The organism is Streptomyces sp. NPDC001406 (genome assembly GCF_042895285.1).
In the GTDB taxonomy this organism is placed as follows: Bacteria; Actinomycetota; Actinomycetes; order Streptomycetales; family Streptomycetaceae; genus Streptomyces.
Map to the genome: position 1 here is coordinate 68,932 of NZ_JBIAWG010000011.1, position 13,141 is coordinate 82,072.

8 protein-coding genes are annotated in these 13,141 nt (G+C 71.3%); 2 read left to right on the forward strand and 6 right to left on the reverse strand.

What is annotated here, in order from left to right; all coding sequences use genetic code 11:
• Positions 1-15 precede the first annotated feature (15 nt).
• Positions 16-1,707 (reverse strand): GAF domain-containing protein, encoded by a 1,692-nt coding sequence (locus ACFY1J_RS26280; protein ID WP_390709687.1) that lies wholly within the window; start codon positions 1,705-1,707, stop codon positions 16-18.
• Between the two features lie 364 nt (positions 1,708-2,071).
• Here ACFY1J_RS26280 and ACFY1J_RS26285 point away from each other — a divergent pair, with 364 nt between their 5' ends.
• Positions 2,072-2,518 carry a pyridoxamine 5'-phosphate oxidase family protein gene (locus ACFY1J_RS26285; RefSeq protein ID WP_390709410.1) on the forward strand — a complete coding sequence of 149 codons (447 nt, stop codon included), beginning with the start codon at positions 2,072-2,074 and terminating at the stop codon, positions 2,516-2,518.
• Positions 2,519-2,624: 106 nt separating this feature from the next.
• Here the strand turns inward: ACFY1J_RS26285 and ACFY1J_RS26290 are convergent, their stop codons facing one another.
• From ACFY1J_RS26290 to ACFY1J_RS26310, 5 genes are all read right to left on the reverse strand, one after another.
• Positions 2,625-3,098 (reverse strand): hemerythrin domain-containing protein, encoded by a 474-nt coding sequence (locus ACFY1J_RS26290; RefSeq protein WP_390709411.1) that lies wholly within the window; start codon positions 3,096-3,098, stop codon positions 2,625-2,627.
• Between the two features lie 63 nt (positions 3,099-3,161).
• Positions 3,162-4,400, reverse strand: coding sequence for an MFS transporter (locus tag ACFY1J_RS26295; RefSeq protein WP_390709412.1), 1,239 nt, complete (start codon positions 4,398-4,400; stop codon positions 3,162-3,164).
• 309 nt (positions 4,401-4,709) lie between these two features.
• Positions 4,710-5,156, reverse strand: coding sequence for a hypothetical protein (locus ACFY1J_RS26300; protein ID WP_363295799.1), 447 nt, complete (start codon positions 5,154-5,156; stop codon positions 4,710-4,712).
• Entirely contained in the window at positions 5,156-7,849 is a 2,694-nt protein-coding gene (locus ACFY1J_RS26305) for a multicopper oxidase domain-containing protein (RefSeq protein ID WP_390709414.1), read from the reverse strand. Before ACFY1J_RS26305 ends, ACFY1J_RS26300 begins: the two co-directional genes overlap by 1 nt.
• The gene (locus tag ACFY1J_RS26310; protein WP_390709415.1) at positions 7,846-9,054 is read right to left on the reverse strand and encodes a TIGR04053 family radical SAM/SPASM domain-containing protein; all 1,209 of its coding nucleotides are present in this window, start codon (positions 9,052-9,054) and stop codon (positions 7,846-7,848) included. Before ACFY1J_RS26310 ends, ACFY1J_RS26305 begins: the two co-directional genes overlap by 4 nt.
• Before the next feature lie 391 nt (positions 9,055-9,445).
• Between ACFY1J_RS26310 and ACFY1J_RS26315 the strand changes: the two genes are divergently transcribed.
• Positions 9,446-13,141: a nitrate reductase subunit alpha gene (locus tag ACFY1J_RS26315; RefSeq protein WP_390732067.1), complete on the forward strand. Its 3,696-nt coding sequence runs from the start codon at positions 9,446-9,448 to the stop codon at positions 13,139-13,141.

Below are 13,141 nucleotides of genomic sequence, written 5' to 3' on the forward strand. Positions count from 1 at the left end.
GGCCGGCGATCCCGGCTAGGCCTCCCCCACCGGCGCGTGCCAGACCAGTGTCGTACCACCGCCGGGCCGGTCGGTCAGTTCCATGTCCCCGCCGAGTTGCTGGGCCCGTTCCTTCATGTTGCGCAAGCCGCTGCGGCGGCCGTGGGCGGGGATGCCCACGCCGTTGTCGGAGACCGTCAGCCGAATCTGCCTGCCGTCGGTCTCCAGCGCCACCTCGGTCTTGGAGGCGTGCGCATGGCGCGCGACATTGGTCAGCGCCTCGGAGAGCACCGCCATCACCTGTTCGGCGGTCTCCCGGGCCACGTCGGTGTCCAGCAGGCCCTCCATCCGCAGGCTCGGGGCGAAACCGAGCAGTGGGGCGGCCTCGCCCACCGCGCGTACCGTCCGCGCCCGCAGGGCGGGACCGGTGGCGGTGTCCTGCGCCCGCAGGCCGAAGATCGTCGACCTGATGATCTTGATCGTCTCGTCCAGGTCGTCCACCGCCCGCAGCACCCGGCCGGAGGCCTCCGCGTGCTCGATGAACCGCCCCGCGCTCTGCAGCGTCATTCCGGTGGCGAACAGCCGCTGGATCGCCAGATCGTGCAGGTCCCGGGCGATCCGGTCACGTTCCTCCAGCACCGCGATCTGCTCGGAGTCCTTGCGCCGCTCGGCCAGCTCCATGGCCACGGCGGCCTGCGCCGCGAAGCCCTGCAGCGGCTCCGTCTCCTCCTCGGAGAACGGGGGCCTGCCCGCGGCACGGACGAGCAGGACGACGCCTCGTACACCCTCGCCGGAGCCGATGGGGACGGCCACCGCGGGGCCGAGTCCGTAGAACCGCGGGGGGCCCGACGAGACGCGTTCGTCACGGCAGACGTCGGCGCTGGTGATCGGGGCGCCGCTGGAGAAGGCCCGCCCGATCAGGCTGTCGTCCACGGGCAGCACCAGACCGCGATGGGCCTCCGCCTCCTCCCCGATCGCCAGTTCCACGGTGAGCGCGTCGGTGTCCGCCATCGGTACGGCGACCACGGCGAGGGACGCCGAGGTGATCTCCCCGGCCCGCTCGGCGATCAGTCTGAGGACCTCGCCTCTCTCGATGCCGGACATCAGCCCGTGAGTGATCTCGGTGCTCGCGCGCAGCCAGCGCTCGCGCAGCCGTGACTCCTCGTACAGACGGGCGTTGTCGATCGCCACGCCGGCCGCCACGGCCAGCGTGGACAGGACCGACTCGTCCTCCTCGTCGAACTGCGCGCCGCCCCGCTTCTCGGTGAGGTACAGGTTGCCGAAGACCTGGCCGCGTACCCGGATGGGGACGCCGAGGAAGGTGTTCATCGGCGGGTGGTGGGGCGGGAAGCCGTACGACGCCGGGTGCTCGGCGAGACTGGCCAGCCGCAGCGGTTCGGGGTGCCGGATCAGCTCGCCCAGAATGCCGTGGCCCTGCGGGAAGGGACCGATGCGGGCGATCTGCTCGTCGCTGACGCCGACCGTGAGGAAGTCCGAGAGCAGCTTTCCGTCCGGTCCGATCACGCCCAGCGCCGCGTACTCCGCGTCGACCAGGACCGCCGCGGCCTCGACGATGCTGCGCAGCGCCTGCTCCAGGTCCAGCTCCCGGCCGACCGAGAGGACCGCCTCCAGCAGGCTGTGCACCCGGTCCCGGGTGCCGCGGGCGGCGTCCAGGCGGGCCTGCAACTCCTCCAGGAGCTCGTCCAGCCGCAGCTGCGGCAGCCGCATGCGCGCCTCGCGAGCGTCGTCGGAGCTTCCCACCGTTGTCCTCCGTCCCTGGTCACGGTGCCGGCACCGATCCTTCTGAACATCTGCCACGGTATCGGGCCGGGGACGGGGGGCGGCACGGAGGATCCGCTTACGCGTCCGCGCGCCCGGGGGAGGGGCCCGCGAAGCAGGGCCGGACGCGGTCCGCGCAGGGCCGAACGGCCCTGGCACGACCGGCGCGTGGGCCATTTCACTGGTCTGATCGAGGTCCCTGAACGCGGACACCGGACGCACGGCGGACATGACGCTCGGCGGACACCGGACGCAACGGCGGACACCGGACGCACATGATTACGTGCCGAACCCCTCCTTACGGACACACGCCATGCCTATCAAGAACGCCGAGCCGGCCCTTGTGGAACCGCGCCGGAGCGCAGAACTCGACAGTGCCGAGGCCCTACGGCTGCTGGGCAGCGTGCCCATGGGCAGGATCGTCTTCACCCGGAGCGCGCTGCCGACCATCCGCCCGGTCAATCACATCATCGACGACGGTCAGATAGTCATCCGCACCCACGAGGGCGCGGCCCTGACCTCGCACACCCGCCAGGACGGCAGCCCGGGCGTCGTCGTCGCCTACGAGGCCGACGTGATCGACCCGGACACCCACCTGGGCTGGAGCGTGGTCGTCACCGGTTTCGCCGAGCTGGTCACCGACGAACGGGACCTGGCGCGCTACCGGGAGATGCTTCGCCCGTGGGTGAGGCAGACCTTGGACCAGGCGGTGCGCATACGGCCCGATCTGGTGTCCGGCATCCGGGTCACCGAGGCATGAGTGACCCTCTCGACCGACCGGCTTCCACACGAGCACACATGACGAGCACACATGAATGACGCCCGGGCCGCGGCATCCGCCGTGGCCCGGGCGTCATTCATGTGTGTCAGCGTTTCGGTGCCCGCGTGAGACCGCCGACGCGGAGCCGTACCGCGTCCACCATCTCCCACTGCTCGGTGTCCAGGACGGACAGTGCGGCGGGGAAGACGCCGTCCTGCTCCTTGAGGATGTGCTCGCGCAGCAGGGCGAGCACCTCCGTCAGCCGGTCCGGCCAGCCGGGATCGGCCGGCACCTCTTCCTCCGCCTCCTCCAGCACCGCCTCGATACGGCGGTGCTCGGCTTCCAGAACGGCGATCTGGCCGGGAAACTCCTCGGCCATCGCGGGGAAGAGCGCGCCTTCCTCGACCGCCGTGTGCGGGGCGAGCACTGCGGCGATGTCCCGGGCCCGCTCCACCATGCGCGTCAGGTCACCGTCACGCCGGGCGTCGTGCACTTCGCCGATCAGGTTCACGACGGTCTCGTGCTCGCGGGTCAGTTCGTCGATGGCTGCCAGTGACTGGCATCCGCAGTACTCGCACATCGTGTGGTTCCTTCGTGTTCGACCTTGTTCTACGGGGTTCTACGGGGTTCTACGGGGCCGGGGTCAGTGCGACTGCGCGGTGGCCGGGCGGCGCGAGACGGCCTGGCGCACGCCCGTCGCGGTGAAGGCCAGGGCGGCGGTGGCGACGATTCCGAGGAGGCTCAGGCCGATGCCGTACGAGCCGTAGGCGCCGTAGAGCGAACCCATCACCAGCGGCGGCAGGAAGCCGCCCAGTCCGCCCGCGGCACCCACGACGCCGGTGACCGAGCCGACCATGTTCGACGGAGCCAGGAGCCCCACCAGCGCGAACACCGCGCCGCTGCCGGCACCGAGCGCGGCGGCCAGCGTCAGGAAGGCGACCGTGCCCACCGGGGCCAGCGACGGCGTCATCGCCTGCACGAAGGCACCGACGAGCACCAGGCCCAGCGCCCCCGTCAGCACCCGCACCGCGCCGATACGGTCCGACAGCCAGCCGCCCACCGGCCGCATCGCGACCGCCAGCAGCACGAACCCGGCCATCCGGTTGGCGGCGTCGGCCTGGGCCAGTCCATAGCCGGTCTTCAGGTAGGTCGGCAGGTAGACGGAGAAGGCCACGTAGCCGCCGAAGGCCACCGCGTACAGGGCCGAGGCCTGCCAGGTGATGCTCAGCTTGAAGGTCGCCGCCAGACGGCTGGCCAGCGGCTCGGTCGGCACCGTGCGCCCGGGTGCGTCCCGCAGCAGGAGCGCGGAGACCACCGCGTAGAGCGCCAGCACGCCCGCGGTGATCAGGAACGGGTTGGCCATGCCGTGCGCGTCCACCAGCTTCACGGTCGTCAGGGCGCTGATCGCGGTACCGCCCATGCCCGCGCCGAAGATGCCGATCGCCGCGCCCCGCCGCTCGGGTGGGAACCAGGCGCTGACCAGGGGCACACCCACGGCGAAGGCGGTGCCGCCTATGCCGAGGAAGAAGCCGCCGATCAGCAGCGTCGTCAGCGAGTCATGGCCGGCGAGACCGAGGTACAGCACCGGCACGATGGTGGCGGCCGACACGAGCGGGAACATCACCCGGCCGCCGAACCGGTCGGTGAGCGCGCCCACCGGGATCCGGCCCAGCGATCCGACCACGACCGGCACCGCGACCAACAGCGACTGCTGGAACGAGGAGAGGCCGAGGGAGTCCTTGAACCGCGGGCCGAGCGGGCTCAGCAGTGCCCACGCCCAGAAGTTCACGGCGAAACCGACCGTGGCCAACGCCAGCATCAGCCACGCCTGGCGCGGAACGGATACCGTCCCGCTGTCCTTGTTCTGCGATGCCTGCAGCATTTGTGCCTGCTCCTCTTGCTCACAGGGTCCGGACCGGTTCATCCGGTCCGGATCGGGTGGCCGCGTTCCGCGCGACCGCCCGCCATCAGATTCGGTGACGGAGCCCCGTTGCGGGGTGGGCCATCAGTCCCTACCGGCCCGCCGAGAGGACCACGGCATCAGGGCCGTTCTGGGGCCCGTTGGGACCTCCGGCCGGCACCTCGGGACAGGGCCGCCGCCGGCGCCCTCTCACCATGGTGATGCGAGAGGCCGGGGACGCCAGAAGCCGGGGTACGCCACGGTGGGCGTACCCCGGCTTGTCGCGTCCGGTCAGGTGGCGGGCAGTGCGGTGGCCAGCAGTACGACACCGAGCGAGCCGACGAGGGAGACGACGGCGAGGGCCTTGGCCAGTTCGGCGCGGCCCTTGGCATGGGCCCAGCCGTGGGCGGCCGCCGCGATCATGACCACGACGAACAGGCCCAGTTTGGCCGCGAGGGTGCGCCCGTAGCCGGGCTCGCCGAGAGAGGCCCAGGTGACGCCCTTGTGCCAGGCGATGGCCCAGCCCGTGCCCAGTTGCAGCGGCAGGAACAGCGCTCCGGTGAGCATTCCGAAGCGGCGGCCGGCCGCCGCGGAGAACCGGGCGAATGCCTCCGTGTCGAGCAGTCGGCGGCCCAGCGGCAGCACCACCAGGGACAGGGCCAGCTGTCCGCCCACCCACACCACCGCGCCGATGACGTGGGTGAAACGCACCAGGCTCCACAGGTTGACGGATCCCATCACCGGGTCACCTCGATCGTCCCGTGCGCACCGGCTTCGGCGTGGCGCATGTCGTGGTCGACGAAGGAGTAGTGACCGGCTTCGGCGAACGTGGTCTCCACGAAGCCGCCCTGGGCCGCGGACAGATCGAGCACCTGGGATCCGCCGGGCTGTTTCGGCGTCAGCAGGTACGCGCCCTCCTTGTAGACGGTGTCGAAGACGGCCCCGACGATGTGGAAGGCGATCCCGTCGCTGGGTCCGGCGGCCACCACCCAGAAGCGGGCCCGCTCCCCGGCCTTCATCTTCAGAGTCGCCTTGTCGTACTGGGCGGCGATGCCGTTGAACACCCAGGCGTCCGGAGTGTCGTTGCGCATCTTGTCGACCTGGGCCGTGCTGCCGGGCGTGCCGAGGTAGATCTCGGAGGAGACCAGGGCGTACTCGTGGTCGACCTTGGGCAGTCCGGGCGGGTCGATGATCACGGCGCCGTACATGCCGTTGCCCATGTGCTGGAGCATGGGCATGGTGCTGCAGTGGTACAGCCAGGCGCCGGCCCGTTCGGCGCGGAACCGGTAGACCAGCCGCTCCCCCGGGTCGATGGTCCGCATGGGCTTGTCGGGGGCGAGGGCTCCGGCGTGGAAGTCGATGCCGTGGCCCATGCCGGTGTCGTCGTTGACGAGCGTGATCTCGAAGATGTCGCCGATCCTGCCGTGCAGGGTGGGGCCGGGGGCGGTGCCGCCGAAGGTCCACATCTGCTGCTTGACGCCGGGCGCGACCTCGACGGTGCGGTGGGCGGCGTGCAGTTCGACCTTGTGGACGGTCGCGCTGCCGGCGGACGGCAGGTCGGCCGAGCGGGATTTCCAGCCCGTCGAGAAGTCCTTGGCCAGGTCGAGTCCGCCACTGCCGGAGGAGTCCATGGAGTGCCCGCTGTGGTCCATCTCCATGGCGGAACCGGACGACGCGGTGCTCTGGTCGGTGGCCGCGCCCGTGCCGGACTTCACGACGATGTCCATCTGCATTCCGGCGGCGCGGTGGCCGGGCACGGTGCACCACAGCTGCAGGTCGTCGGTGACCTTCCCCAGGTCGAGGGTACGGCTCTGGCCGTGGGACAGCAGCGGGATCGCCCGGCCGTTCTCGGCCTTGAGGTCGTGGCGCTGGGCGTCGTTGTTGGTGACCTTCAGTCGCAGGGAGGTTCCCTTGGCGACCTCGATCCGGTTCGGGCTCAGAGTCATGCCCCTGATCGAGACGTTGACGGTGCGGGACCCGCCGGCCGAGCCGGCTGCGGCGGCGGCCGTGTCGGTCGAACTGCCGGTGTCCCGGCCGCCGTTGGCGACCAGCACCGCCAGTACGGTGATCACGACCCCGGCGGCGGTGCCCAGCAGCGCGGGCCGCCGGGTGGCGGTCGGTGTCGTCCGCTCCGGTCCGGAACCGGCCGGCGCCGGGTCCTGACCGGTGCGACGGCTGTGAGCCAGCACGAGCACGACCAGGACCAGGAACGCGGCGGCCGACGCACCGGCCAGGCCCATGCCCACGAAGTCGCAGGGTCCGGGCAGCGGAAGCGCCACCAGCGCCACGCCGGCGTTCAGCGCCACGAGCCGCGGCAGCCATCCCCGTTCCAGCACCGCCCGCACGGCCGCGCGGTCCTCGTGGCCGCGGCTGAGCACCACGGGCAGCAGATAGGTCAGGGCGCCGATCAGGACCTGTGCGACGAAGCCGGCGAGCAGCACCGGCACCAGGTCCTCCAGCACCGTCTGTACCGCCGTGACCGACCGGGCGGCCAGCATCACCAGATCGACCGTCACGGAGATCAGCAGCCAGCCGGTGGCGGCCGCCAGCATCCAGGCCGCCGCCGCGGAGACGGGCCGATTGCCTCGTACGGTGCGGGCGAGCAGCCCCGCGGCCACGGCGGTCCCGGCCGCGTATGCGGCCAGTCCGGCCGCGGCCGGCCAGCGCCACTGCAGGGCCAGCCCGACGGCGGCCACCGCCAGTCCGCTGCCGGTGAGCCACAGCACCCACCGAGACACCCGGGTGGTGAGCTCCTTCATCCGTACGCCCAGCACGGTGGGCCACAGCATGAACAGGGTTCCCAGGATGGGGAGTCCGATCCAGCCGAGCAGCGTGACATGGATGTGGGCCAGGCGGAGCCCGGCGTAATGGGCGGCGCCCGCGTGACCGGTGGCCAGCAGACCGCCCAGCACGGCCCCGGCGATCAGGGCCGCGGTCGCGATGCGGTAGTAGCCGACGACCGCCTTGAGCCGGCCGCCGAGGGCGCCCCGGCCCATGCGTATCAGCACCACCAGGTGTGCGGTGGCGACGGCGACCAGCAGCAGACCGGCGATGCCGGTCAGTACCGGCAGGTCCGCCCATACGCCCACGACGATCCCGGTGACGGCCACGTTGGCTCCGGCCAGGCGGGCGTCGCTCCACCGCTCGTCGGGGATCCGGGCGTGCAGCAGCGCGACGGCGAAGTGTTCGCTCCATATGAGGATGGCGGTGGTCGCGCCGCCCAGCAGGAACAGGTGCACCGCCAGCCAGCGGGCCACCGGAAGCGACTGCTGGGCGGCGGCCGCCAGCAGGGCCAGTGCGAACCAGGCGACGACGAGCACGTGGGCGCGCAGATGGCGGACGCGCAGGCCGGACTCCCGGAATCTGCTCGGGTACTTGGCGGGCCCGCTCGCGCCGCCGGTCTGCGTGGGGCCGCGCCCGATGGTGATCATTCCGTTCCGTCGGGGGTGTCGGGCAGGAGTTCGGCCAGCTCCCGCTGGTAGGGGAAGGAACCGGGGCGGTAGTCGCACCAGGGCTCCTCGGCGTAGGGGTCGCCGGTGACCGCGAAGGCACGGGAGCGAGATCCGCCGCACACCCGGCGGAACTCGCAGCTGCCGCACCGGCCGCCGAGCCGGTCGGGGTCCCGCAGACCGGTGAAGAGCTCGGAGTTGCGGTAGATCTCGGTCAGCGGGGTCTCCCGCACGCTGCCCGCGCTCTTGGGCAGGAAGCCGCTGGGATGAACGGTGCCGTGGTGCGACACGAAGACGAATCCGCGGCCGGCGTTGACGTCCAGTGGCGGCCTTCGGGTGCGCCGCTCGCCGGCGTCGAGCCCGAGTTCGGCGACCCGCTTGCGGAGCCGGCCGTAGAGCTCCCCGAGCCCGAGGACGGCCACATGGTCGTCCCCGGCGTCCTCGATGATCCGGCGCTGCAGGGCGACCCGGCGGAAGTGGTGGGCCTCGGTGGTCTTGGCGGGCACGGTCAGCCCGACGTCGTACACGAAATTGAGGACGTCCTCGGTCTCGGCGGCGGTGAGCGCGCCCAGCGACTTGCCCCGGCCGGTGGGCACCAGGAAGAAGGCGCTCCACAGCATCGCTCCGTGCTGGTGGACCAGCCGGACGATGTCGGGCAGGTCGTGCAGGTTGTGCCGGGTGACCGTGGTGTTGATCTGCACCTTCATACCGAGGGCGCGGGCGGTGTCCCAGGCGCTCAGTGTCCAGCCGTAGACGCCGTCCACGCCGCGGAAGCCGTCGTGCAGTTCGGCCGTGGAGCCGTCCAGGCTCAAGGAGAGCCCCTTCGCGCCCGCCTCGTGGACGGCCCGCAGCCGGTCCGCGGTGAGGGTCGGTGTGCCGGAGGGCGAGACGGCGACCGGCAGACCGATCTGCCGTCCGTAGCGGATCAGCTCCAGCAGGTCGGGTCGCTGGAAGGGGTCTCCACCGGTGATCACGAACAGCGGCGCGGGATGCCCGAAGGCGGCCACCTGCCGCATCAGGTCCTGGGCGGCCTCGGTGTCCAGCTCCAGCGGGTCCCGGTTGGGTACGGCCTCGGCACGGCAGTGCAGGCAGGCCAGCGGACAGGCCCGGGTGGTCTCCCAGATCACGATGAACGGCCGGGCCGCCGCGTCCTGGTGCTGATGGCGCAGCACGCGTGGGGCACTCATCGTGCCGCCCCCGGGTGTGCGTTCGCCCGACGGCCGGGTCGCCCCGGCCCGGGGCGGCCGCTCGTACAAGTGCCGGTTCCGGCCGCCCGGCCGCGGTGGCAGTCGCGGTGGGCGGCCGGCCGGTGACCGGACCGTTGGGTACGCCCCGCCTGCCGTGGAACTGCCTGGGGGGACTGTCCGGGCAGGCGCCCGATGCGGTCGTACACGTCAAACCTCCGGTTCGGTCGACGCAAGCATGTCCGTACGCCCCCTGCCGGCGCCTGGGCCGGCGGTCCCTGCCGCGCGGGCCTTCGGTCCCTGGCCAGAGCGGGTTTCTCGGGTCCGTCAGTCCCTGGGGCAGGGCCGTTCGGCCCACGTGCCGGCCACCCCCCGCCGCCTAGCGTTCGCAATCATGGAGAACGACGAGATCAACCGCCCCGCCAAGCAGCGTGCCGGAGAAAAATGGCCGCTGGCGGCGCGGCGGCTGCTTACGCGCCGTGAGGTGTCGGCGGACGGTCGCGCGGTGCTCGGAGAGGGCGACCCGCGGTGGGAGAGCTTCTACCGGGACCGCTGGGCGCACGACAAGGTGGTGCGCTCCACGCACGGCGTGAACTGCACCGGTTCGTGTTCGTGGATGGTGTACGTCAAGGACGGCATCATCACGTGGGAGCACCAGGCCACCGACTACCCGTCGATCGGCACCGACTGCCCTGAGTACGAGCCGCGCGGCTGCCCGCGCGGGGCGTCGTTCTCCTGGTACACGTACTCCCCCAGCAGGGTCCGCTACCCGTATGTGCGCGGCACGCTGCTGAAGATGTGGCGGGAGGCCCGGCGCCGGCTCGGCGACCCGGTGGCCGCCTGGGCGGAGATCACCGGCGACCCGGCGAAGGCGCGCGCGTACAAGCGGGCCCGCGGCAAGGGCGGCCTGGTGCGCGCCGACTGGGACGAGGTGTCCGAGCTGGTCGCCGCCGCCCATGTGCACACCGTCAAGAAGTACGGCCCCGACCGTGTCGCCGGCTTCTCGCCGATCCCGGCGATGTCGATGGCGTCCTTCGCGTCCGGCGCCCGCTTCATGTCGCTGATCGGCGGCACGCTGCTGTCGTTCTACGACTGGTACGCCGACCTTCCCGTCGCCTCCCCGCAGGTCTTCGGTGACCAGACCGACGTGCCGGAGTCCGCGGACTGGTGGAACGCGGGCTATCTGATCATGTGGGGTTCGAACATCCCGGTGACCCGCACGCCCGACGCGCACTTCCTGACCGAGACCCGCTACAACGGCACGAAGGTGGTGGCGGTCAGCCCCGACTACGCGGACAACGTGAAGTTCGCCGACGAGTGGCTGGCCCCGCACCCGGGCACGGACGGGGCGCTGGCGATGGCCATGGGCCACGTCATCCTGCGTGAGTTCCTCATCGACCGCCAGGTGCCCTACTTCCAGGACTACTTGAGGAAGTTCACCGACGCCCCCTTCCTGGTCACGCTGCGCGAGCGCGACGGCGGCTTCGTCCCGGACGGGTTCCTCACGGCCACCGACCTCGGGGAGACGAGCGAGCACGCGGAGTCGAAGACCGTCCTGGTGGACAGCGCGACCGGCGAGCCGGTCGTCCCGAACGGCTCCCTCGGCTTCCGCTGGGGCGAGGAGGGCAAGGGCCGCTGGAACCTCGACCTGGGCGACACCGTGCCCGAGCTGAGCCTGCTGGAGCGGGCCGACGAATCGGTCCCGGTGGCCCTGCCCCGCTTCGACGAGGGCGCCACCGAGGGCGGCTCCTTCATGGTCCGCGGGGTGCCGGCCCGCCGGATCGGCGGCCGCCTCGTCACCACGGTGTTCGACCTGATGCTCGCCCAGTACGGGGTCGAGCGGCCCGGCCTGCCGGGCACCTGGCCGTCCTCGTACGACGACGTGAGCCAGCCCTACACCCCGGCCTGGCAGGAGACGATCACCTCGGTGCCGGCCGAGCAGGCGGCCCGGATCGCCCGGGAGTTCGCCCGCAACGCCGAACGCACCAACGGCCGTTCCATGATCGCTCTCGGTGCGGGAACCAACCACTGGTTCCACTCCGACACGATCTACCGGGCCTTCCTGGCCCTGACGACGATGACCGGCTGCCAGGGTGTCAACGGCGGCGGCTGGGCGCACTACGTCGGCCAGGAGAAGGTCCGCCCGGTCACCGGACAGCAGCACCTGTCGTTCGCCTTCGACTGGCAGCGGCCCACCCGGCACATGGCGGGCACCTCGTACTTCTACCTGAACACCGACCAGTGGCGCTACGAGGCCTTCGGGCCGGACGAGCTCGCCTCGCCGCTCGGTGAGGGCCGGTTCAAGGACAAGGGCTTCGCCGACTGTCTCGCGCAGGCGATGCGCATGGGCTGGACGCCCGGTCACCCCGGCTTCAACCGCAACCCGCTGGATCTGACGGACGAGGCGGCGGCGCAGGGGCGCGAGGTCGGCGAGCACATCGTCGAGGAACTGAAGTCCGGGCGGCTGCGGTTCGCCGCCGAGGACCCGGACGACCCGGCCAACTTCCCCCGGGTCATGACCGTGTGGCGGGCGAACCTGCTCGGCTCGTCCGGCAAGGGCAACGAGTACTTCCTGCGCCACCTGCTGGGCACGGACGCGGCGGTCCGCTCCGAGGAGACTCCGCCCGAGGCCCGCCCGAAGGAGGTGGTGTGGCACGAGGAGGCCCCCGAGGGCAAGCTCGACCTGTTGGTCACCATGGACTTCCGGATGACCTCGACCAGCCTGCTCTCCGACGTCGTGCTCCCGGCCGCCACCTGGTACGAGAAGGACGACCTGTCCAGCACGGACATGCACCCCTTCGTGCACGCCTTCACGCCGGCCATCGCCCCGCCCTGGCAGGCCCGCACCGACTACGACACGTTCCTCACCATCGCCGACAGGTTCAGCGAGCTGGCCGCCGACCACCTCGGCACCCGCACCGACGTCCTCGCCGTGCCGCTGCAGCACGACACACCCGACGAACTCGCCCAGCCCGGCGGCGTCGTACGGGACTGGAAGACGGGCGAGTGCGATCCGGTTCCCGGACGCACCATGCCGAAGCTGGCCGTCATCGAGCGGGACTACACGGCCATCGCCCAGAAGATGCGTGCCGTCGGCCCGCTCCTGGACACCCTGGGCACGACCACCAAGGGCGTCACCGTCCACCCGGACCAGGAGATCGAGGACCTGCGCCACCGCAACGGCACCGTCCGCGACGGTGTCGCCGCCGGACGCCCCTCCCTGGCCACCGCCTCCGACATGTGCGAGGCGATCCTCGCCCTGTCCGGCACGACCAACGGACGGCTCGCCACGGAAGGCTTCCGGGCGCTGGAGCGGCAGACCGGCAGCGAGGGCCTGGTGGAGCTCGCCGCCGAGCGTGAGGCGGAGCGGATCACCTTCGCCGACACCCGCACCCAGCCGCGCTCCGTGATCACGTCGTACGAGTGGTCGGGCTCGGAGACCGGCGGACGCCGCTACTCCCCGTTCGTCATCAACGTCGAGCACAAGAAGCCCTGGCACACCCTCACCGGACGCCAGCACTTCTTCGTCCAGCACGACTGGATGTCCGAGCTCGGCGAGCAACTGCCGGTCTACCGACCGCCGTTGAACACGCCCCGGCACTACGGCGACGAGCATCTGCGCGACGGCCGGGCCGAGGTCACGGTCCGCTATCTGACCCCGCACTCCAAGTGGTCCATCCACTCGAACTACCAGGACAACGCCCACATGCTGGCCCTGTCCCGCGGTGGCCCGGTGATCTGGATGTCCACGGGGGACGCCGAGAAGATCGGCGTCAAGGACAACGAATGGATCGAGGCGTACAACCGCAATGGTGTGGTCGCCTGCCGTGCCGTGGTCACCCACCGCATGCCCGAGGGCACGGTGTACATGTACCACGCCCAGGACCGCAACGTGAACGTGCCGAAGACCGAGGTCAGCAAGAAGCGCGGCGGTATCCACAACTCCCTGACCAGGCTGCTGCTCAAGCCCACCCATCTCGCGGGCGGCTACGCGCAGTTCACCTACGCCTTCAACTACTACGGCCCGACCGGAAACCAGCGCGACGAGGTCACGGTCATCCGCCGTCGCTCGCAGGATGTGGAGTACTGA

Excerpts from the sequence above, each read along its gene's own strand:
- ACFY1J_RS26280 (WP_390709687.1), bottom strand. The coding sequence starts at position 1,707 with ATGCGGCTGCCGCAGCTGCGGCTGGACGAGCTCCTGGAGGAGTTGCAG.
- ACFY1J_RS26285 (WP_390709410.1), top strand. The coding sequence starts at position 2,072 with ATGCCTATCAAGAACGCCGAGCCGGCCCTTGTGGAACCGCGCCGGAGC.
- ACFY1J_RS26290 (WP_390709411.1), bottom strand. The coding sequence starts at position 3,098 with ATGTGCGAGTACTGCGGATGCCAGTCACTGGCAGCCATCGACGAACTG.
- ACFY1J_RS26295 (WP_390709412.1), bottom strand. The coding sequence starts at position 4,400 with ATGCTGCAGGCATCGCAGAACAAGGACAGCGGGACGGTATCCGTTCCG.
- ACFY1J_RS26300 (WP_363295799.1), bottom strand. The coding sequence starts at position 5,156 with ATGGGATCCGTCAACCTGTGGAGCCTGGTGCGTTTCACCCACGTCATC.
- ACFY1J_RS26305 (WP_390709414.1), bottom strand. The coding sequence starts at position 7,849 with ATGATCACCATCGGGCGCGGCCCCACGCAGACCGGCGGCGCGAGCGGG.
- ACFY1J_RS26310 (WP_390709415.1), bottom strand. The coding sequence starts at position 9,054 with ATGAGTGCCCCACGCGTGCTGCGCCATCAGCACCAGGACGCGGCGGCC.
- ACFY1J_RS26315 (WP_390732067.1), top strand. The coding sequence starts at position 9,446 with ATGGAGAACGACGAGATCAACCGCCCCGCCAAGCAGCGTGCCGGAGAA.